Origin of the sequence: Diaphorobacter caeni, assembly GCF_015354245.1 — a bacterium.
Lineage (GTDB): Bacteria > Pseudomonadota > Gammaproteobacteria > Burkholderiales > Burkholderiaceae_C > Diaphorobacter_A > Diaphorobacter_A caeni.
The window spans coordinates 242,135-262,402 of record NZ_JADKYZ010000005.1 but is presented as its reverse complement, the minus strand read 5'-3'; the positions used below and the strand labels follow the sequence as shown (position 1 = coordinate 262,402).

The 20,268-nt window shown below is 65.4% G+C and carries 18 protein-coding genes; 6 read left to right on the top strand and 12 right to left on the bottom strand.

Annotated elements, in window-relative coordinates; genetic code table 11:
• The first annotated feature begins 23 nt into the window (after positions 1–23).
• From ISG32_RS14435 to ISG32_RS14425, 3 genes are all read left to right on the top strand, one after another.
• Complete coding sequence (locus ISG32_RS14435; protein ID WP_194771722.1) at positions 24–1,403, top strand: AmpG family muropeptide MFS transporter; 1,380 nt, start codon at positions 24–26, stop codon at positions 1,401–1,403.
• 145 nt (positions 1,404–1,548) lie between these two features.
• Complete coding sequence (locus ISG32_RS14430; RefSeq protein ID WP_194771721.1) at positions 1,549–2,265, top strand: response regulator transcription factor; 717 nt, start codon at positions 1,549–1,551, stop codon at positions 2,263–2,265.
• 9 nt (positions 2,266–2,274) lie between these two features.
• Positions 2,275–3,513, top strand: a complete 1,239-nt coding sequence (locus ISG32_RS14425) for an ATP-binding protein (protein ID WP_194771720.1) — start codon at positions 2,275–2,277, stop codon at positions 3,511–3,513.
• A 161-nt stretch (positions 3,514–3,674) separates the two neighbouring features.
• On the opposite strand, the gene ISG32_RS14420 is transcribed toward ISG32_RS14425, so the two are convergent.
• Positions 3,675–4,982, bottom strand: a complete 1,308-nt coding sequence (locus tag ISG32_RS14420) for a YbfB/YjiJ family MFS transporter (RefSeq protein ID WP_407645059.1) — start codon at positions 4,980–4,982, stop codon at positions 3,675–3,677.
• A gap of 112 nt (positions 4,983–5,094) precedes the next feature.
• Here ISG32_RS14420 and ISG32_RS14415 point away from each other — a divergent pair, with 112 nt between their 5' ends.
• Together ISG32_RS14415 and ISG32_RS14410 are read left to right on the top strand one after the other, a co-directional pair.
• Positions 5,095–5,991: a LysR substrate-binding domain-containing protein gene (locus tag ISG32_RS14415; RefSeq protein ID WP_194771718.1), complete on the top strand. Its 897-nt coding sequence runs from the start codon at positions 5,095–5,097 to the stop codon at positions 5,989–5,991.
• Between the two features lie 19 nt (positions 5,992–6,010).
• On the top strand, positions 6,011–7,087 hold the full coding sequence (locus ISG32_RS14410) for an NAD(P)H-dependent flavin oxidoreductase (RefSeq protein WP_194771717.1): 1,077 nt from the start codon (positions 6,011–6,013) through the stop codon (positions 7,085–7,087).
• A 629-nt stretch (positions 7,088–7,716) separates the two neighbouring features.
• Here the strand turns inward: ISG32_RS14410 and ISG32_RS14405 are convergent.
• The 11 genes from ISG32_RS14405 to ISG32_RS14355 form a co-directional block, all read right to left on the bottom strand.
• A complete protein-coding gene (locus tag ISG32_RS14405) occupies positions 7,717–8,394 on the bottom strand; it encodes a hypothetical protein (RefSeq protein ID WP_228529826.1) in 678 nt (225 codons plus the stop codon).
• Between the two features lie 110 nt (positions 8,395–8,504).
• Positions 8,505–9,476 carry a glycosyltransferase family 32 protein gene (locus ISG32_RS14400; RefSeq protein ID WP_194771715.1) on the bottom strand — a complete coding sequence of 324 codons (972 nt, stop codon included), beginning with the start codon at positions 9,474–9,476 and terminating at the stop codon, positions 8,505–8,507.
• Entirely contained in the window at positions 9,473–10,540 is a 1,068-nt protein-coding gene (locus ISG32_RS14395; protein ID WP_194771714.1) for a glycosyltransferase family 2 protein, read from the bottom strand. Before ISG32_RS14395 ends, ISG32_RS14400 begins: the two co-directional genes overlap by 4 nt.
• Entirely contained in the window at positions 10,537–11,715 is a 1,179-nt protein-coding gene (locus tag ISG32_RS14390; RefSeq protein ID WP_194771713.1) for a glycosyltransferase family 4 protein, read from the bottom strand. Before ISG32_RS14390 ends, ISG32_RS14395 begins: the two co-directional genes overlap by 4 nt.
• 172 nt (positions 11,716–11,887) lie before the next feature.
• Entirely contained in the window at positions 11,888–13,183 is a 1,296-nt protein-coding gene (locus tag ISG32_RS14385) for an O-antigen ligase family protein (protein WP_228529825.1), read from the bottom strand.
• A 188-nt stretch (positions 13,184–13,371) separates the two neighbouring features.
• Positions 13,372–13,578: a zinc-finger domain-containing protein gene (locus ISG32_RS14380; RefSeq protein ID WP_166311083.1), complete on the bottom strand. Its 207-nt coding sequence runs from the start codon at positions 13,576–13,578 to the stop codon at positions 13,372–13,374.
• A gap of 5 nt (positions 13,579–13,583) precedes the next feature.
• Positions 13,584–14,522, bottom strand: coding sequence for a branched-chain amino acid transaminase (locus tag ISG32_RS14375; RefSeq protein WP_194771712.1), 939 nt, complete (start codon positions 14,520–14,522; stop codon positions 13,584–13,586).
• A gap of 43 nt (positions 14,523–14,565) precedes the next feature.
• Positions 14,566–15,012, bottom strand: coding sequence for a glycerate kinase (locus ISG32_RS14370; RefSeq protein ID WP_194771711.1), 447 nt, complete (start codon positions 15,010–15,012; stop codon positions 14,566–14,568).
• Positions 15,013–15,242: 230 nt separating this feature from the next.
• A complete protein-coding gene (locus ISG32_RS14365) occupies positions 15,243–15,989 on the bottom strand; it encodes an SAM-dependent methyltransferase (RefSeq protein ID WP_194771710.1) in 747 nt (248 codons plus the stop codon).
• A gap of 179 nt (positions 15,990–16,168) precedes the next feature.
• A complete protein-coding gene (gene radA / locus ISG32_RS14360; RefSeq protein ID WP_194771709.1) occupies positions 16,169–17,557 on the bottom strand; it encodes a DNA repair protein RadA in 1,389 nt (462 codons plus the stop codon).
• A 161-nt stretch (positions 17,558–17,718) separates the two neighbouring features.
• A complete protein-coding gene (locus ISG32_RS14355) occupies positions 17,719–18,468 on the bottom strand; it encodes a GntR family transcriptional regulator (protein WP_194771708.1) in 750 nt (249 codons plus the stop codon).
• Positions 18,469–18,521: 53 nt separating this feature from the next.
• Here ISG32_RS14355 and ISG32_RS14350 point away from each other — a divergent pair, with 53 nt between their 5' ends.
• Entirely contained in the window at positions 18,522–20,225 is a 1,704-nt protein-coding gene (locus ISG32_RS14350) for a thiamine pyrophosphate-binding protein (protein WP_407645058.1), read from the top strand.
• Positions 20,226–20,268 lie beyond the last annotated feature (43 nt).

Below are 20,268 nucleotides of genomic sequence, written 5' to 3'. Positions count from 1 at the left end.
GCGGCCGCTCCAAAGACCCCTGCATGTCCGACTCCACCCTCTCCGATGCCCCTTCCAAACGCCCGTGGCGCGAATCGCTGCTGGTCTATCTGCAGCCCGAGAGCCTGCGCATGCTCTCGCTCGGGTTTGCTGCCGGGCTGCCGCTGATGCTGGTGCTCGGCACCCTGTCGTTTCGCCTGCGCGAGGCGGGCATTGACCGGGGCACCATCGGGCACCTGAGCTGGGTGGGCCTGGCCTACGGCTTCAAATGGATCTGGGCGCCCATCGTCGACCGCGTGCCGCTGCCGGGCCTCACCCGCGCGCTCGGGCGGCGGCGCAGCTGGCTGCTGCTCGCGCAGATCGGCGTGATGTGCGGCCTCGCGGGCATGGCGCTGGCCAATCCGCAGACCGCCCTGCAGCCGATGGTGGTGTGGGCGCTGCTCACCGCTTTCGCCTCGGCCACGCAGGACATCGCGCTCGATGCCTACCGCATCGAATCCGCGCCCGAAAAGGAGCAGCCCGCGCTCGCCGCGAGCTACCAGACCGGCTACCGCCTCGCGATGATCTGGTCCGGCGCGGGCGTGCTGTGGCTGGCCGCGCGCGCCGAACTCGCGGGCGCGGCGGGCAGCTACCAGAACGATGCCTGGCAGACCGCCTACCTCGTGATGGCCGCCTCCATGCTGGCGGGCATCGTCACGGTGCTGTTCTCGCCCGAGCCCAAGCGGGTGGAACTGCCCCCCGCCCGCAACGCCGCCGAATGGCTGCAGAGCACGCTGATCGAGCCGTTCGCGGATTTCTTTCGCCGCTACAAATGGCACGCCGCCGTGATCCTCGCGCTGATCGCGGTCTACCGCATCAGCGACGTGGTCATGGGCATCATGGCCAATCCGTTCTACGTGGACACCGGTTTCACCAAGGAAGAAGTGGCCACCGTCACCAAGGTCTACGGCGTGATCATGACGCTGGTCGGCGCCTTCGTCGGCGGCAGCCTGTCGATGCGTTTCGGCGTGATGCGCATCCTCATGCTCGGCGCGATCCTCAGCGCCTTCACCAACCTGCTGTTCGCCTGGCTCGCGGGCTACGGCCACAGCGTGCCCGCGTTGATCGCCGTGGTCTCGGCCGACAACCTCGCCTCTGGCATCGCCTCGGCCGCGTTCGTGGGCTACCTGTCGAGCCTCACCAACATCAGCTACTCGGCCTCGCAGTACGCGCTGTTTTCCTCGCTCATGCTGCTGCTGCCCAAGTTCATTGCGGGCTTCTCGGGCGACTACGTGAACGCGCACGGCTACGCCAACTTCTTCGTCAGCACGGCGGCGCTGGGCCTGCCCGTGCTGCTGCTGGTGTGGGCGGCCGGTCATGTGAAGAAGAGCGCTTCACATCCACGGACATCGCGGGCGAGTGATCCCTCACACCCCGCCGGCTGAGAAATGACGGACCAGGAGTGCTTTACCTTTCTTTACGGAAACCGTGAACAGGCGCAGCACTCCTCATGCACCATTTCCATCAGTTCACGTATCGCTGCAGTCCTTGCAGACCGAATCTCCCCGAACCCCAAGAACAACACAAGCCATGCCTCACAACCTGCTGATGATCGAAGATGACGCCCGGCTCGCCCAGATGGTGAGCGAGTATCTGGGCCAGTCCGGCCTGCAAGTCACGCACTGCGGCGACGGCACGAGCGGCCTGGCGCAGCTGACGGGGCCGGACGCGGGCGCGCTGCCCGATCTGGTGATTCTCGACCTGATGCTGCCCGACATGGACGGCCTCGAGATCTGCCGCCGCATCCGCGCCCTGCCCGCGCCCGCGTCGCAGGTGCCGGTGCTGATGCTGACCGCCAAGGGCGACCCGATGGACCGCGTGATCGGCCTCGAGATCGGCGCCGACGACTATCTGCCCAAGCCCTTCGAGCCGCGCGAGCTGCTCGCGCGCATCCGCGCCATCCTGCGCCGCCGCGAGACCGGCACGCAACCGGCGACGACCTCGCTGCGTTTCGGCTCGCTCGAGATCGACCGCGACGCGCGCACCGTGACCGTGAACGGCCAGCTCGCCGACCTGACCTCCTACCAGTTCGATCTGCTGGTGACGATCGCCGAACGCGCGGGCCGGGTGCTCACGCGCGACCAGATCATGGAGGCCGTGCGCGGCCGCGAGCTCGAGGCGTTCGACCGCTCCATCGACGTGCACATGGGCCGCATCCGCGCGGCCATCGAGGCCGACCCCAAGAATCCGCGCCGCATTCTGACGGTGCGCGGCGTGGGCTACGTTTTCGCCAAACAGCAGGATTGATTGTTTGCCATGTCGCTGATCAGCCCGTTCTCCCGTCGGCTCTATCTGCGCATCTGGCTCGCGGTGGTCGGCGGCGTGCTGGTCTTCGCTTTCGCGGTGGGCCTGGCGTGGCGCTGGGCGGCGGAGCACAACGCGCAGAACCTGCAGCAGCCACCAGCGCGCGAGATCGTGATCACGGACGCCAGCGGCAAGCCGGTGCTGCAGGGCCTGGCCACGCGCGAGCGGCGCGAGCCCGGCGAGCCGTCGGATTACAGCATCGAGACCGAGTCGGGCGACAAGCTGCAGATGCAGCTGTCCGCACGCGGGCCACGACCCGACGGACGCGGCGGCCCGCCACGCGACGTCGCGTTCTGGCTGCGCCCGCCGTTCGGGTTCATCTGGATGCTCGCGGCCGTGGGCATTGCCGTCACCATCGGGGTGTTCCCCATCATCCGCAAACTGCTGCAGCGGCTCGAGAACCTGCAGCGCAGCGTCAAGCGCTTTGGCGAGGGCGATCTCAAGGTGCGGGTGCGCACGCAGGGACATGACGAGGTGGCCGATCTGGCGCGTCAGTTCAACGCCGCCGCCTCGCGCATCGAGACGCTGGTGGATTCGCACAAGTCGCTGCTCGCCAACGCCTCGCACGAGCTGCGCTCGCCGCTCACCCGCATCCGCATGGGCATGGAGCTGATGCAGGACGGCGTGCCCTCGCCCGCCTCGCGCGCCGAGATCCTTCGCAACATCACCGAGCTCGACCAGCTCGTCGACGAGATCCTGCTGGCCAGCCGCCTCGACGCGGGCGCCACCAACATCGGCACGCTGGAGCCGGTCGATCTGCTGGGCCTGTCGGCCGAGGAATGCATGCGCGTCGATGCCGAACTCAACGCGCACACCGACGGACTGGCGGCCACGGATCTTGACGTGCAGGGCATCTCCAAACTCCTGCGCCGCGCGGTGCGCAATCTGCTGGAAAACGCGCGCCGCTACAGCCTCGGTGAGATCACGCTGGACCTCTCTCGCGAGGGAGATCACGCGGTGATTCGCGTGAGCGATCATGGGCCGGGAGTGCCTGTAGATCAGCGGGAGCGGATCTTCGAGCCGTTCTACCGCCTGCCTGGGGCGAGTGAGCGATCTGGTGGGGTGGGGTTGGGGTTGGCTCTGGTGCGCTCTATTGCCGAGCGGCACCATGGGAGCGTGCATTGCGAGGGGCGGGCCGACGGTGCGTCGGGGGCTTGTTTTGTGTTGCGGCTGCCTGTGGGGCTGGTTTGATTTTTTGCTTTTGTTTTGTCGTTGAGGGCGGAGGCCGGGACTGCCCCCGGCGGGGCAATCACTTTTTGGTCTTGCCCAAAAAGTAATCAAAAATGCGCTTGGAAGTCCTCCGGCGGAACTCGACTTCGCGCTACGCGCTCCGCTCGGACAACCGCCGGAAGTCAGTTGGGGGGAGGGGTGTTCGGCACTTTGCTGCGCTCGTGCCTTGGCCAAAGCCACATCGATGCGGCATACATGGCTGCGCCCATGACGAGCGACATCGCCGCAAGTGCCAGGCCGTGTTCAAAACCCTTTCCGCTGTCCGTGTGGTGCAGCAGCCAGCTCACCAGGGGCGGGCCTGCGATCTGGCCCAGTCCGTAGAGCACGCTGACGAGGGCCACGAAGCTGTCCGCCGATGTCGGCCAGAGTCTTCTGGCTTCCTGCAGGCCGAAGAAGGTGATCACGGTGAATGGCAGGCCGAGGAGCACGCTGCCCAGAGCGAATCCGAATGTGGTGGGCAAAAGCAGGCCCAGCGCGATGCCGCTGGCCTGCACGAGGTAGGCGACGATGAGCAGCCAGCGGCGGTCCCATTGGGGTTTGGCGCGGGTGCTCAGGACCGTGCCGACGACGGCTCCCAGACCTGCGATGGGCCAGAACAGGTCGGCCCAGATGGAGTTGCCGGGGAGCACGGTGCGGGCGATGACGGGCAGAAACGTGGCGGAGACGATGTAGCCGAGGCCGGCGAGGCCATAGGCAAGCGCATGCAGCACGCGGGCAGGAATAGGCGCTGCGGGCTCTGACGGGGTGCTCTGGCTGGCGGCCTGGGCTGCGCCTTCTGGCTTGGGCAGCGCCGCGCGGCCTGCGATCCGGGGCCAGATGGGGATGCACAGCAGCAGGGCGAGCACGGCGAAGAGCAGCCAGCCGCTGGTGGCTTTCCAATGCAGGGCAACCATGCCGCTGGCGATGACGCCGGTCAGCAGGATGCCGAGGCCGGGCCCCGCGAAGATCAGCGCGGCGAGTTCGGGACGGCCGAGCGCGGCCAGCCGCACCATGCACCACGAGGCGATGCCGAGCAGCGTGATCGCGCTGCAGACGCCCGCGCCGAACCGCAGCGCGGTCCACAGGGTGGGCGAGACCACGGGCAGCGCCATGGCGACGGTGAAGATCGCCGTGAAGGCGATGCCGAGCTTGGCGAGCACCGCCGGGTGGAGCACGGCGTAGGCGCGCGGCGCGAGCCACGGCAGGGCCATGCCGAAGAGCGCGCCCGCAAGGTAGCCGAGGTAATTGGCGGTGGCAAGCCAGCTGCCTTGGGCGAGCGTAAGGGTGCCGTCGTGCAGCATCATCGGCAGCAGCGGCGTGAATGCGAAGCGGCCGATGCCCATGGCGATCGCGAGGCAGGCCATGCCTGCGAAGGCGATGGGCCATGGCTTCATCGAACCACTGGGCCGGACGGCGGAGGTGTCGACGGTCGCGTTATCCAAGGGGTTCAAGGGAATGGCCTTCATTTGAATTTTGTTTAAATCTCGTTTCGAGATTAAAATTTCCAAAATCATCTCATAAAAGGATTTTCTTTGCCAACCCCATTGCATTCACGGGCACACCATGGACCTGCTTGCGCTTGAGATCTTCTGCGTCGTGGCCGAGGAGCACAGTGTCACCCGGGCCGCCGAGCGGCTGGGGCGCGTGCAATCCAACGTCACCACGCGCATCCAGCAGCTGGAGGAGCAACTGGGCACGGCGCTGTTCCTGCGCGAGGGACGGCGCATGCTGCTCACGCCCGCCGGGGAGACCCTGCTCGGCTATGCACAAAAGCTGCTCGCGCTGGCCGAGGAGGCGCGCCAGGCCGTCGCGCCCGAGCACCCCACGGGGCGGCTGCGGCTCGGCGCGATGGAGAGCACTTCGCTCGTGCGCCTGCCTCAGCCCCTCGCCCAATTGCATGCCGCCTGGCCCGATCTGCGGCTGGAGCTGCGCACCGCGCCGTCGCGCCAGCTGATCGAGCAACTGCTCGCGCACGAGATCGACGCCGCCCTCGTCGCCTGGCCGCCGCCGGACATCGACGCCGACGCGCTGGCGCTGGATCGCACGCCGGTCTACGACGAGTCTCTGCTGCTCGCCCTGCCCGGCACGCACCCGCCCGTCGCATCGCCCGAGGATCTGCAGCTGCACACGATCGCCGCGTTCACCAGAGGCTGCACCTACCGCCAGATCGGCGAGGACTGGATGCGCAGCGGCCACCAAAAGAACCCACGCCAGCAGCCGCAGGTGATGGAACTGGCCTCCTATCCCGCGATCCTCGCCTGCGTGGCCGCCGGCAGCTGCGCGGGCGTCGTGCCCAAGGCGCTGCTCGAACAGCTGCGCACCCCGCCCGCGCTGCAATGGGTGCCGCTCGCGCACTGCACGACCATGCTGGTCACGAGGCAGGGCTACGACACGCCGGCCTTCACCGCGCTGAAGACGCAGCTTCTGGCCAGCGCCCATGCCCTGAACCCGCATTCATGATTTCAAGGAGCGTTTTTCCATGACCGCAACATCCACCCCGTCGCTGCTGCTGACCAAGCGCCTGAACCTCGAGCACCCGATCATTCAGGGCCCGATGACAGGCTCCGACACCCCGGCGCTTGCCGCAGCGGTGTCCAAGGCCGGAGCGCTCGGCATGCTCGGCTGCGGCATGCGCTCCCCCGCCGCCATGGAAGAAGCCGCCAACGCGGTGCGCCAGGCCACGGACCGCCCGTTCGGCATGAACCTCTTCGTGCAGAAGACGCCCACGCCCGACCCTGCCATCGTGAAGCAGGCCATGGACCGCCTCGCGCCGCTGTACGCCGAATTCGGCCTCACCCCCAGCGTGCCCGCGCAATGGTGCGAAGACTTCGACGCCCAGCTCGAAGCCCTCATCGCACAAAAACCCGCCGTCGCGAGCTTCACTTTCGGCATCCTTTCCAGGCCCCAGGTCGAGCGCCTGCACGCCGCCGGCAGCTACGTGATCGGCACGGCCACCACAGTCGCCGAAGCCGAAGCCTGGCAGAACGTCGGCGCCGACGCGGTGGTCGCGTCCGGCATGGAAGCCGGCGGCCATCGCGGCACCTTTCTCGGCGACTTCCAGTCCAGCATGATCGGCACCCTGCCCCTCGTCGCCGAATGCGCGGCCAGGCTGACGACCATCCCCGTGATCGCGGCCGGCGGCATCATGAACGGCCGCAGCATCGCCGCCTCCCTGACACTCGGCGCGCAAGCCGTGCAGATGGGCACGGCGTTCCTCGCCTGCCCCGAATCAGGCATCGGTGCAGCCTACCGCGACGCGATGGCGCAGGCCACGGCAGTGGACACACGCTGCACCCGAACGATCTCCGGGCGGTATGCGCGGGGCATCGTCAACCCGCTGATGTCGCGGCTTGCTGACTTTGAAGACGCGGTTCCCGACTACCCCGTGCAGAACGCGCTGACGGGGGCATTGCGCAAGGCTTGCGGTGCTGCGGGGCGGGCGGATTATCTTTCTTTGTGGGCTGGGCAGGGGGTGGGGGCGGCGCGTGTTCTTCCCGCCTCGGAATTGGTGGGGGTTCTTGTTGATGAGCTGCGGGCTGCGTTGCTTGGGCGCTGATTTGCTTCATCGCTGAATCGCCGCATCGCTGAATTCTTTTGCTTGGCTTGGTGTTGTCGGGGCTTTGATTTCAGAGGCCGGGAGTTCCGCCCGGCGGCGGAGTACCTTTTTGGTCTTGCCCAAAAAGGCACCAAAAATGCGTTTTTCAATACCCGCGGCAGAACTCGCTTTGCGCTGCGCGCGCCGCTCGGACAACCGCCGCGAGCTAGAGTTTTCATAAGAGGTGTGTTCGGCACTTCGCTTCGCTCGTGCCGGGCATCTCGCGACTTCGCGAGATGTTGGGGTGCTAGCGCTGCGGGATTTTTGATTTGCTTGCGGGATCAACGTCGTTCAAAAGAGCAGCGGGCATGGGTCACCCAACCCAACTCCACAAACACCCCGGCACAAGCGAAGCGATGTGCCGCAACCACCTCTTCCAGTCTGACTTCCGGCGGTTGTCCGAGCGGAGCGCGCAGCGCAAAGCGAGTTCCGCCGGAGGTATTGAAAAGCGCGTTTTTGATTACTTTTTGCGCGCAAGCAAAAAGTGATTGCCCCGCCGGGGGCAGTCCCGGCCTCCGCCCTAAACCAAAGAGCAAAGGCAAAAAATTCGACAAAAAGCGTCAGTCGGGACGCCCTCCCCGACAAAGCCCCTAATCCCACCACCGCGTCTTCTCCCGCGTATGCCGCTTCTTGAACCGCAAATACACGTTCTCATTGGCATCCCGCTGCAACCGGTCAAAAATCTCCATCACCACCGCACCAAGAGGATGCAGCTTGCACACATCCTCCAGCCGCCACCGCATGTTGCGCAAGGTGTCGTCGGTCCCCGGAATGAAACCCGAGACGCCATCGAACAGCCCGACCCGATGCGTCCATAGTTCGTCGAGAGCGGCCTGCCTGTCGGGTGTTTCGCCGTTGACGCCCAGAATGAAGCGCTCCGTCTCGCCGAGCTTGACCGTGTTGGCGAGCAGCGGGCCGTTCATCGCGATGGCGCGCAGAACCGGGTCGGTGTCGAGGTCGATGAACGTGTCGCAGGCGGAGAGCAGCCAGCGCATGTCGAGATGCCCGCTCAGAAAGTCGCGCTCGGCCATCCACATGCGCTTGAAGCGGTCGTAGTTCGCGGCCACGTCGGCCTCGCGGCGGATCAGCACGATGAGCATGGCGTGCTGATACAGCAGTTCGGACTGGCCGATGAATTCGCGACGCACCTTGGCCAAGTGTTCGTCGAGGTTGACCGATGCGCCGTGCGCGTATTTCGCGTCTTCGCCCTCACTCTGGATGATGCTCTCGCGCAGTTTCTCGAAGCCCTGCGCGTCGAGTTGCTGCACATGCTCATCCGCACCGAAACGCCGACGGTGACGCGAGAAGGAGAACCATTTTTCAAATGCTGATTTGCGGCGATGGATCATGGTGTGTATGTGTCTCTTCTGACGTGACGTCAAAGGCCCAGATAGTGACCCAAAATGCTGTCGGGGCGCACCAGTCGATGCTGCGCGTACAGGTCCAGCCGCTTGCGGTCGGGCTTGCGCAGTTTGACCATGGTCGGCATCACCCTGGCTCTGGGGCGCATCATGAGCAGCACCTTGAAGAGACCTCGGCTCCAGCGCGCTGCCACATGGTAATAAAACGGGCCGTCCTCCGCACGCGCAAGCGCCAGTCGGTAACCGCCGCGCTTGCGCATCACGTACTGGATGGCGAGGTGCATGGTCAGATATTCGGGCGAAAAGATGCGCTGGCGCAGTTGGTCGTAGACGCCCTCTTCCCGCAGCGTCGCAATGTAGGCATCGTTGCTGCCGGGAACCACGCGCGTGGTGAATTCGTCCTGCAGATCGACGATGAACGGGCTGGCGGGCGGCGCGGCCATGAACCAGTTTTCGACCACGGGATAGGCAGCGTCCGCAGTGAACTGATCGAGATAAAAGCCCACGTAGTCGCTCTCTGTGCGGGCCTGTTCGTCGATCACCCAATCGAGGGAGGTAGTGAGAATCGTGCTCGCGTCGAGCCAGATGCCGCCATGGCGCTTGAGCAGTTCGGCGCGCACCCAGTCGGCGCGCTTAGGTGCGCTCGCCTGCTGCAGCGACGGCGGTATGGCGTCCAGATACTGCAGCACGCTTTCTTCGTCGAGGATACGGATGTCGAACTGCGGGCACATGCTGTGCCAGTTGGCAAAGCAGCGCTCGATGAGCTCGGGTCGGGAGGCACCGGTCCAGAAGGCCCAGATGATGCGGGGAATGCCCTGAGTGTTCGGCGCAGGCCTGTCTCCCGAGGCGAACGGAATCTCGATCCGCTCGAACGGCTTGGCGACATGGTCGCGCACCGGCTTGTTGCGCAGGCGCTCCCAGCCATAGATCAGGCGGGCCAGCAGCAGCTCGCCCTTGTCGCGCGAGGCCATTTTCGGCGGCTGGCTCATGCGGCCTCGCTCACCTTCAGCCAGCGCCGGAGCTTGGCTCTGCGCAGCCACCATCCGCGCGCGCCATAGGCCTTGCACAGTGCTTCCGGCGAGAGTGGCGACGCGGCCAGAAAATTCGCCCGGATGCGCCGAATGGCGTCGCGCTTTTGCGGGTTGGCCTCGTCCATGGCGTCCACGAAGCGCATCGAGCCGATGAAATTGCGCGCGTTCTGATGCGCAAGCGCCAACTGCAAGCCCGCGTGATTCGCGCAGCCGCTGGCCTGCAGCGCGAGATGGAATTCCTTGAGCGCCATCGACTGGTCCAGCGCCTTGCTCAGATTCGGATTGGCCAGCACGCTGGTGCTGCGCTGGCGGTAGGCGATCCACGGCTCGTCGGCGTAGTAAAAGCTCGCGGCGCGCAGCATCACGAGCGGCATGCTGGTCATGTCCTCATAGCATTGCCCGACGGGAAAATGCAGGTCGCGCCCCCACAGCGTACGCCGCGTGATCTTGGACCAGGCGTGCAGTTCACCGGGCATCAGCACGTCGACGAGCGCGCCGCAGCGGTCCGTCAACAGCATGCGCGCCGCGCCCGCGAAGGTGCGGCGATGGCGCTCTCCGCGCAGGCGGTGCTTGAGCCTGGGCTGCTCGCGCCAGACCGCGAAGTCGCAGAGCACCACGTCGGGCGAATGTGCCGTGATGATACCGTGCAGCGCCGCCATGCTGCCCGGCAGGATCTTGTCATCGGAATCGAGAAACCAAAGATGCTCGCCGCGCGCCACATCCAGCATCGCATTGCGTGTCGCGCTCAGGCCCCGGTTGCGCTCGTTCTCCATCAGCGTGCACCGCCCCGGCCAGCGTGCAGCGAGCCGCCGCATGAGCGCGCCGGTGCCGTCGGTCGAGCAGTCGTTGCACACCAGCACCTCCACGCCCGGCAGATTCGCGGTCTGCTCCATCACCGATGCGAGGCACTCTTCGAGATAGGGCTCGACGTTGTAGGCCGGCACCAGCACGCTGAGCCATGGCGACGGAATCGACGGGATCGACGGGGGTTGCGGTTGGGGGTGAAGTTGCTGCTGCGTCATATCTGCGAAAAATCCTGAGTGCCGCGCTGCCCCGCCATGATCCGTGAGAACAGTGCTTCGTAGCGCGAGATCATGCGCTCGAGCGTGTAGCGCGTGGTGGCGTCTTCGCGTCCCTGAAGCGCAAGGCGCTCGCCGACTTCGGGCTGGGTCAGCACGCGCTGCAAGGCATCGGCGAGCGACTCGGCGCTCTCGTGCTCGACCAGCAGGCCGTTGCGGTCGTGCTCGATCACCTCCTGCACGCCCGGCGCGCGCGTGCCGATGGCCGTACAGCCGGCCGCCATACCTTCGATGAGCGACAGCGGCATGCCTTCGTAATGCGTGGAGAGCAGGCAGATCCGGTGTGCCATGAGCAGGCCGGGGACATTCTTGTGGTGACCCAGAAACTCCACCTGATCGTCGAGCCCGAGTTCCGCGCTGAGCTTGCGCGCTGCCTTCTGCGCGCTGGCCTTGCCGCCGCCCGCGAGCTTGACGGGAGGCGCAAGGCCACGCGTTTTCAGCAACGCGATGGCTTGGAGCAGCGTGGAGTGGTCCTTCTGCCGCGCAAAGCGTGCGGCCATGACGATGCCGGGAACGCGTTCGCGCCAAGGATGCGTGGGTGCCGTGGCGAAGGGCTCGGTGCGGATGCCGTTGGAGATGGCGAGCGTGCGGTCGGCGGGCGTGCCCTTGCCGAGCAGCACCTGCTTGACGCCCTCGGAGCAGCCGACGATGGCGTCGGTGCGCTGCGACAGCCACAGCATCTGCCTGGTGCGCGACCATGTATAGCGCTCGCGCGAGTTGTGCTCGACATGCACGAGATGCGGCACCTTCGCGAGCAGACCCGCGTAGCGACCCCAGAGATGCTCGCTGAAGCCGTGGGCGACCAGAATGTCGGGTTGGAAGCGCTCGCAGACCTTCACGAGCTGCCGAACGGTGGCGAGATGCGCCCAGCCCGCGACCAGCTCCACGGGAATGCCTTCGGCGACGAGCGCATCCACGCGTGCCTGTTCGGTCTGCGGCTTGCGCCTGAGCACCAGCAGCGGCTCGAACTGTGTGCCCGCAAGGTGACCGCGCACGAGATCGAGGGCGACCTGCGTCGCACCCGAGAAGCCGCCCGTGACGAAATGCAGCACCCGCGGCCGCCCGGATGCGCGATCCGTGGGCTCAGACGGTGGGCGGGCATCCGTGAACTTTGACATGGCAGCGAGTGTAAAGGAAGCCCCGCGACGCCCCAGACGCAGCGCCGGAGTCTTTCAGAGCGTGTTTGCGATCTCAGCGCGAGGCTTGCAGGATGTGGATCGGGATGAGTTGCAAGACGCAAACCGCCCGAGCCCGCGCCTGCAAGACCGTGTGGAGATCGTCCACACGCTCTCAATCCTTGGCGGCCGGCTCTCCTCGCGCCGTGCGTTCCAGTCCGATCAGCATGGACCACAGCAGGATCAGGCTGAACAGATAGAACATGATGCCGCTGTTGTGGGCGAAGAACACCTGCGTGAAACCGAAGCCGATGAACAGCACAGGCACGGCGACGCCGCACATGCGCACCGCCAGCACCATGCGCCTGAGCGGCGGATTGCCGCCGGCATCCAGCATGGCCATGCGCTCGCGCGTGGGCCAGAACATCCAGATCGGCAGCAGATAGAACCACAGCAACACGCCCGTGCCGACGAAGCCGGTCTTCACGAACACGTCGAGCACCTCGTTGTGCACGAACTTGTATTCGACGATGGCCGACTGGTAATGGCCCTCGGCCACGCGCTTTTGCTTCTCGGTGGTATAGCCCGCCACGCCCCAGCCAAGCAGCGGCTTTTCCATGCCGGCGTCGATGGCGAAGCGCCAGTGCTCAAGGCGCTGGCCCACCGAGGTGTTGGCGTCGCGCTTGGTGTCATAGACCTTGATCTCCGAGGTCATCTCGTCCCAGCGCGCGCTCAGCATCTCGCGGTTGATCACCGACATCAGCCCGACCGCGATCATCAGCCCCACCACCACGCGCCAGAACAGCCGAGCGCGGTAGCGGTACAGCAGCCCCAGGCCGAACGGCAGCACCACCAGCACCGCCAGCCAGCCGCCGCGCGAGGCGGACAGCACCGAGGCATCGAGCCCCGCGACGATGGCGACCACGGCCAGAATCTTCTCGCCCCAGTGCAGCTGCTTGTGGATGGCCGCCAGGAACACCGCAAGCAGCACGGCCAGCAGCAGCGCCAGATTGCCGTATTGAATGGCGTTGGTGCGGCCGGTGGCACGCCACTCGCCAAGGCCATGGACCTGCCAGATGGCAATGGCCCCCGCACCGATGCAGCCGACGATCAGCCCCCAGACGAACGCCCGGGGACGCGGCGGAAACACCGTCGCGTAGAGCAGACACGGAATCGCGAGAATGAATTTGGACGGACGGTCCCACTGCCCCATTCGCTCGGCCGGATCGGCCAGCGCCACCCACAGCAGCGCCATGGCGAACATGCAGACCGCAAACCACCAGGTGAGCGAGCGCTGCGGCGCGAGCACCCAGCGCTTGAGCGAGAAGATGGCGCCCACCAACAGCAGCACCGCGCCATAGGAATAGCCGGACGACAGCCAGAGCGCGAGGCCGGGAACGGCGAACGCGGCGGCTGAATTCAGCCGGACCGGCCACGACAGCGCGGCCAGATTTCCAGAAGCAAATGTCAAGATGAAGGACTCGTGTTGTACCGCAGTGGATGCAGAACGCAGTTTGTCCCACAAGCGGGGGCCGTCGCCAAGCGTGCAAACGTCAATTCACAGCCATGACGGCAAGCACCCGCTGCGCGCGTCGAATGCCTCGACGGCGCGGCGGACGCTGATCCCTGCAGAACGATCAATCCGCGAACGCCGCGAGATCAGTGGCCGGCGCTGACCACTTCGCCCGCTTTCAGGCGATACACCGTGCCGCAGTATGGGCACTTGCCTTCGCCGTGATGGGCGACATCGAGATAGACCTTGGGGTGCGAATTCCAAAGCTTCATGTCGGCCTTGGGATTGGGGCAGTACACACCGCCTTGCGCGTTCAGGTCCTTGGCCAGAAGTTCAACAACAGCTTGGGTCATCTCGATTACACCTTCGTCAGCCAGTGGGCGTATTGGGGGTTGCGGCCGTTGACGATGTCAAAGAACGCCGTCTGGATCTTCTCGGTCAGCGGACCACGGCTGCCGCAGCCGATTTCCACGCGGTCGAGTTCGCGGATCGGGGTGATTTCCGCAGCGGTGCCGCTGAAGAAGGCCTCGTCGGCGATGTAGACCTCGTCGCGCGTGATGCGCTTTTGCACCACTTCAATGCCCAGATCCTTGCAGATCGCGAACACGGTGTTGCGGGTGATGCCATTCAGGGCACCGGCCGACAGGTCGGGCGTGTAGACCACGCCGTTCTTGATGATGAAGACGTTCTCGCCGGAGCCTTCGGAGACGAAGCCCGACGCGTCGAGCAGCAGTGCCTCGTCGTAGCCGTCATCGGTCGCTTCCATGTTGGCGAGGATCGAGTTCGTGTAGTTGCTCGATGCCTTGGCCTGCGTCATCGTGATGTTCACGTGATGGCGCGTGTAGCTCGACGTCTTCACGCGGATGCCGCGCTTCATGCCGTCTTCGCCGAGGTAGGCGCCCCAGGCCCAGGCCGCCACGATCATGTGGATCTTGTTGCCCTTGGGCGAGACGCCCAGCTTCTCGGAGCCAATCCAGGTCAGCGGACGCAGATAGCAGGATTCCAGCTTGTTCTCGCGCACGACGGCCTTCTGGGCCTCGTTCACTTCTTCCTTCGTGAACGGCAGCTTCATGCGCAGGATCTTGGCGCTGTTGAAGAGGCGGTCGGTGTGGTCTTCCAGGCGGAAAATGGCAGTGCCCTGCTCCGTCTTGTACGCGCGCACGCCTTCGAAAGCGCCGCAGCCATAGTGCAGCGAGTGCGTCAGCACGTGGATCTTGGCGTCACGCCAGTCCAGCATTTCACCGTCCATCCAGATCTTGCCGTCACGGTCGGCCATCGAGGGAACTACGGGGCTCATGGTCATCCTTTTTGAATTGCTCTGAGTCGCAAAACCCAACATTTTACGATTGGGCGGATGATTTGGCTTCCATATCCACAGCCGGAGCCTTTTCAGCAGGCGTTTCGGGGCGCTTCAATTCCCAGCGCACCAGTCGACCATTGACGAATTCGCAGGTCACGAACGACTGCGTCCCGTCGGTCCAGCGGTAGATTTCCGGGTCCGTCCCCTCGGGCGTCTGCAGCTCGCCGAGCGAACGCGTCATCGCCACCACATGCAGCAGATTCACCCCTGGGCGCAGCTTGGCGTTGAGCATGACCGCACTGCCGACATAGCCAATCGGGCTCTTGTTGGCCTTCTGCATGACGTTCATGAGCCGCGTGTAGTGCAAGAGCGCCCACATCACCAGACCACCCGAAACGGTGATCGGCCCCTGCCAGCCCCACGCGTTGTACGAGGCGATGAACAGGCAGGCGATACCGATCGGAATGAGATATTTGCGGAAATTCATGGGGCGCATTGTCGTATGAACTGACCAATTCCCCCCTGTGGATGCTGCGTAGTGCCCGTGGATCGACTGGTAGCTCCATGAATATTCCGCGTCAGCGTGAAGCGGTTATCGCGGTTCTACGCCCGCAAGCCGTCGCGCGCAGCCCCGGCATCGCCAACCGCGTGGCGCACCGGGCGAGCAGTGAAGGCTGGGACGCAGCCATTTGGAACACTGCTCGAGTTCGAGAGGAACTAGCGCGCCTTCAACGCAAACGTGCCCCAACCGAGGAGTTCGCGCCGATAGGTCACGTAGCGCTCGGGTTCCGTATAGAGCTCTTCGCGCACCTCGCCCGCCATCTCGTCATCGGGATTTTCGTCCAGCCAGCGGCGCATGGTGAACCATCTGGCGGCTTCATACCGATCCCAGCTGTCCTGGTCGGCGAGCATCATTTCCACGGTATCAAAACCCAGTTTTGCAAACAGTTTCAGTAACGACGGCAGTGTAAGGAAATCCTCAATGGCATTCGCAAGGCAGCCGCGCGCTTCGTACTGCGACGTCGGCATCACTCGCCAATAAGGCTCGCCAATCAACAGCATTCCACCGGGGCGAACGCTCTTTTTCAGCAGTTCGATCGTGCCCTGCAAGCCACCGCCAATCCATGTTGCGCCAACGCAAGCGGCCACGTCGACCCGCTCGGCGGCCACATATCCCGCAGCTTCGCCATGAATGAACTCGACCTGCGAAGCGACGCCCAGTTCCACCGCACGCTGTTTGGCCTGCGCGCTGAAGAGGCTGCTGAGATCGACGCCCGTACCCCGGATGCCATGATCGCGCGCCCAAGTGCAGAGCATTTCACCCGAACCGCAGCCGAGATCAAGCACGCTGGTGTTTTTCTCCATGCGCAGCGCTGTGCCCAGCGCGGCCATTTTTTCAGCGGTCAGCGGATTGTGGATGCGATGCGCACTTTCGGAGATATTGAAGATTCGTGGAATGTCCACTTTGAAAGCTCCTCGGAGAATTGCATGCAGGCCAGATCGACCCATGCGCCACGCAAAGAGGTGGCCCGAGCCAATCTAGGCAAGTTCATGCCCGAGGGAACATCAATACATCAATGAAAAGCGAATAATTCCACCTGCTCGGGATGAGCAGTGCACAGGCGTTGCGCAAAAACCGCACATCATCCCAAACCGCGGACAATATTCATCGCCTCCTCCACCCGCTCGACCGCGTGGATTTCCAGCCCTTCGATGGGCTTTTTCGGCGCATTCGCCTTGGGCACGATGGCGACAGTAAAACCGAGCTTGGCGGCTTCTTTCAGACGCTCCTGGCCGCGCGGCGCGGGGCGCACTTCGCCGGCCAGGCCCACTTCGCCGAAGGCAATGAAACCCTTGGGCAGGGCCTTGCCGCGCAGGCTGCTGGTGATGGACAGCATCACGGCCAGATCGGCTGCGGGCTCGCTGATGCGCACGCCGCCAACCGCGTTGACGAACACGTCCTGATCGGCGCAGGCCACGCCCGCGTGGCGGTGCAGCACGGCGAGCAGCATGGCGAGGCGGTCGCGGTCGAGGCCGACCGAGAGGCGGCGCGGGGCGGGGCCGGAGGAGTCGACGAGCGCCTGGATTTCGACCAACATCGGGCGCGTGCCCTCCAGCGTGACGAGCACGCAGCTGCCGGGCACGGGCTCGCTGTGCTGCGAGAGAAAGATCGCGCTCGGGTTGGTCACGCCCTTGAGGCCTTTTTCGGTCATCGCGAAGACGCCGATTTCGTTGACCGCGCCAAAGCGGTTCTTGATCGCGCGAACGAGGCGGAAGCTCGAGTGCGTATCGCCCTCGAAATAGAGCACGGTGTCGACCATGTGTTCTAGCACGCGCGGGCCGGCGAGCGCGCCTTCCTTGGTGACGTGCCCGACGAGGATCACCGCGATGCCGGTGGACTTGGCCGCACGCGTGAGGTGGGCCGCGCATTCGCGCACCTGCGCGACGGAGCCGGGCGCGCTGGTGAGCTGGTCGGAATACACCGTCTGGATCGAGTCGATCACCACCACGGCCGGCTGCGTGGACTCCATCGTCGCGAGGATTTTTTCGAGCTGGATTTCCGCCAGCACGTTCACCTGACTGTGGTCCAGCCCGAGGCGCCGCGAGCGCAGCGCCACCTGCGCGCCGCTTTCCTCGCCGGTCACATAGAGCGTAGGCATGCCGGTGCGGTGCAGCGCGTCCATGGCCTGCAGCAGCAGCGTGGATTTGCCGATGCCCGGATCGCCGCCGATCAGCACCACGCCGCCCTCGACGATGCCGCCGCCGAGCACGCGGTCCAGCTCCTCGATGCCGCTCGGCGTGCGCGCCACGTCCTGCGCCTCGATGGCCGCGAGGGGCGTGACGGGCTGGGCCTGCGCGAGGCCAGAATAGCTCCCGGCGCTCATGCGGTTCTTGCTGGCTCCGGCGTTGCCGCCCTCGACCACGGTCTCGACCAAGGTATTCCAGGCACCGCACGATGGACATTTGCCCAGCCAGCGCGGGCTGGTGCCGCCGCATTCGGTACAGGTGAAGATTGCCTTGTCTTTGGCCATGGAAGCTGCGCTTGAAGAACGTGAATGAATACTGGCTAAATATACAGCAGAGACGCCGATCGTGATCATCGACGGTCGTGACCCATGACGCTGTGCGCTTCCCGCCGCGCTGGCTGCATCCCCCTCCCGCGTGGCGAGAAAAGGGGAAGGCGCGAAGCACCTCAGGGGGCGCTGTTTCTCAGTTCTTCGCCCAGAAAGATCCGCGCCAGCCCCTGCGTGACGGCCTCGATGATCTGCTCGCGGCGCAGCGCGATGTGCTCGTCCATGAGCCGCGCCGCCGTCTGGCTGTCGCGCCGCTCGATGGCGTCGGCGATCGCGCCATGCTCCTTCTGCGTGGAGTCGCGGCCGACCTTTTCCATGTCGATCCAGCGGATGAAGCGCACGCGCTCGTTGAGGTTGCCGAGCATGCGGGCGAGTTCGCCGTTGCCGGACATGGCGGCGATGCGGTTGTGGAAAGCCTCGTCGAGTTCCACCAGTTCGCGCACGGCGGTGCCCGGAGCGGCCGCGCGGCTCTTGTCGAGAAAGGCCTGCATCTCGGCGATCTGCTCGGGACTTGCGCGTTCGACCGCATAGCGCAGGCACTCGCGCTCCACCGCCATGCGGGCTTCGTACAGATCGAGCACGTCCTGCACCTGCAGCGGCGTGCGCATGTAGCCGCGCGTGCAGGGTTCGAGAAAGCCTTCGGTCACGAGCCGCGCGAGCGCTTCGCGCACGGGGGTGCGGCTCACGCCGAGGCGTGCGGCGAGTTCGATCTCGCTCAGCCGCTCTCCGGGCTTGAGCTGGTAGCTGATGGCCATGTCGCGCAGCGTCTGGAAGACATCGCTGCCGCGCTCGCGACGCACGCGCGAGATGGCGTCGACGTGCGGTTTCTTGACCGATTTGATCGCTTTAGGGGTTTTCGCCGTAGGCATGTTTTAAGTATACTGAAATGGATTCTTAACGTAACTACCCAAGGAGATCGGCAATGAGCACAACGCCCATGAATGGTGCAGACGCAATGGTACGGATGTTGCAACACAACGGCGTGAAGCATATTTTCGGTCTCTGTGGCGACACCAGTCTGCCGTTCTACGACGCGATGGCGCGGCTGGATCATGGCATGGACCACATCCTCACGCGCGACGAGCGCAGCGCCGCCTATATGGCCGACGGCTATGCCCGCGTGACCGGCAAGGTGGGCGTGTGCGAGGGCCCGAGCGGCGGCGGCGCGACCTATCTGCTGCCGGGGCTGGTGGAAGCCAACGAATCGTCGATCCCGGTGCTCGGCATCACCACCGACGTGTCGGTGGGCGCGCGCGGCAAGTTTCCGCTGACCGAGCTCGACCAGAAGGCGCTCTACAAGCCGCTGACCAAGTGGAACACCACCATCGACCGCGTCGACCAGATTCCGCATGCCATGCGCAGCGCCTTCCGTGCGATGACCACGGGACGCCCCGGCGCGGCCCACATCTGCCTGCCGTATGACCTGCAGAAGCACGAGCTGCCCAACCCGCAGGACGTGTGGGCGCAGCCCGGCCATGACCACTATCCCGCCACGCGCAGCGCGCCCGATCCGGCCGCCATCGAAGATGCGGCGGCACGTCTGGTGGCGGCGAAGTCGCCGGTGCTGATCTGCGGCGGCGGCGTGGTGATCTCGGGCGCGAGCGCGGCGCTCGACGCCCTCGCCACGCGCCTGAACGCGCCGGTGTGCCTGACGGTGAGCGGCCAGGGCAGCCTGGCCGACACCCATCCGCTGAACGCGGGCGTCGTCGGCACCAATGGCGGCGTCCCCTCTACACGCGAGGTCGTTGCGCAGGCCGATCTGGTGCTGTTCATCGGCTGCCGCGCGGGCTCGACCACGACGGAGCACGGCCAATTGCCGGGCCGTGGCGTGACGATTCTGCACATCGACGTGGATGCGATGACCATCGGCACCAACTACCTGACCGACGTGGCGATGGTGGGCGATGCGCGTCTGTCGCTCGAGGCGCTGGACGCCGCCGTGCAGAAGATCATCGGCCAGCGCCCGGCGGGCACCTCCGACGGCCGCGCGCTGGCGGCGCAGGCGCGTCTTGAAAAGCTCGCGTTCTTCAACCCGCTCGCGCAATCGGCGGAGTTGCCGATCCGCCCCGAGCGCGTGCTCGCCACGCTCAACAAGCTGCTGCCCAAGCGCGCGATCGCCGTGGCCGATCCGGGCACGCCCTGCCCGTATTTCTCGGCCTATTTCGATGCGCCGCAGGAAGGCCGCCACTTCATCACCAACCGCGCGCACGGTGCGCTCGGCTATTCGATGTCCGCCGCGTTCGGCGCGCAGGTCGGCGCGCCCGATTCGGTGGTGGTGTCGGCCATGGGCGACGGCAGCTTCGGCTTCACCTGCGGCGAGCTCGAGACCATCGTGCGCCGCAACGTGCCGCTCAAGATGATCGTGTTCTCGAACTCGGTCTACGGCTGGATCAAGGCCAGCCAGAAGACGGGCTACGGCGAGCGCTACTTCTCGGTCGATTTCAACCGCACCAATCACGCCCGCGTGGCCGAGGCCTTCGGCGTGAAGGCCTGGACGGTGCAGGACCCGAGCGATCTCGAAGGCGCGCTCAAGGCCGCGCTCGCGCATGACGGCCCGGCGCTCGTCGACATCTTCTCGCAGCCGCTGCAGGACACCGCAGTCCCCGTGAGCCAATGGATGGGTTGATCTCCAACCAAAACACCGCATACTGATTCGATTCGACCACCGA

What these genes read in the sequence shown, in the direction of transcription:
- ISG32_RS14430 (WP_194771721.1), top strand. Translation starts at nt 1,549, where the DNA reads ATGCCTCACAACCTGCTGATGATCGAAGATGACGCCCGGCTCGCCCAG.
- ISG32_RS14400 (WP_194771715.1), bottom strand. Translation starts at nt 9,476, where the DNA reads ATGAGCCAGCCGCCGAAAATGGCCTCGCGCGACAAGGGCGAGCTGCTG.
- ISG32_RS14375 (WP_194771712.1), bottom strand. Translation starts at nt 14,522, where the DNA reads ATGAGCCCCGTAGTTCCCTCGATGGCCGACCGTGACGGCAAGATCTGG.
- ISG32_RS14355 (WP_194771708.1), bottom strand. Translation starts at nt 18,468, where the DNA reads ATGCCTACGGCGAAAACCCCTAAAGCGATCAAATCGGTCAAGAAACCG.
- radA (WP_194771709.1), bottom strand. Translation starts at nt 17,557, where the DNA reads ATGGCCAAAGACAAGGCAATCTTCACCTGTACCGAATGCGGCGGCACC.
- ISG32_RS14425 (WP_194771720.1), top strand. Translation starts at nt 2,275, where the DNA reads ATGTCGCTGATCAGCCCGTTCTCCCGTCGGCTCTATCTGCGCATCTGG.
- ISG32_RS14410 (WP_194771717.1), top strand. Translation starts at nt 6,011, where the DNA reads ATGACCGCAACATCCACCCCGTCGCTGCTGCTGACCAAGCGCCTGAAC.
- ISG32_RS14350 (WP_407645058.1), top strand. Translation starts at nt 18,522, where the DNA reads ATGAGCACAACGCCCATGAATGGTGCAGACGCAATGGTACGGATGTTG.
- ISG32_RS14415 (WP_194771718.1), top strand. Translation starts at nt 5,095, where the DNA reads ATGGACCTGCTTGCGCTTGAGATCTTCTGCGTCGTGGCCGAGGAGCAC.
- ISG32_RS14435 (WP_194771722.1), top strand. Translation starts at nt 24, where the DNA reads ATGTCCGACTCCACCCTCTCCGATGCCCCTTCCAAACGCCCGTGGCGC.
- ISG32_RS14390 (WP_194771713.1), bottom strand. Translation starts at nt 11,715, where the DNA reads ATGTCAAAGTTCACGGATGCCCGCCCACCGTCTGAGCCCACGGATCGC.
- ISG32_RS14395 (WP_194771714.1), bottom strand. Translation starts at nt 10,540, where the DNA reads ATGACGCAGCAGCAACTTCACCCCCAACCGCAACCCCCGTCGATCCCG.
- ISG32_RS14380 (WP_166311083.1), bottom strand. Translation starts at nt 13,578, where the DNA reads ATGACCCAAGCTGTTGTTGAACTTCTGGCCAAGGACCTGAACGCGCAA.
- ISG32_RS14370 (WP_194771711.1), bottom strand. Translation starts at nt 15,012, where the DNA reads ATGAATTTCCGCAAATATCTCATTCCGATCGGTATCGCCTGCCTGTTC.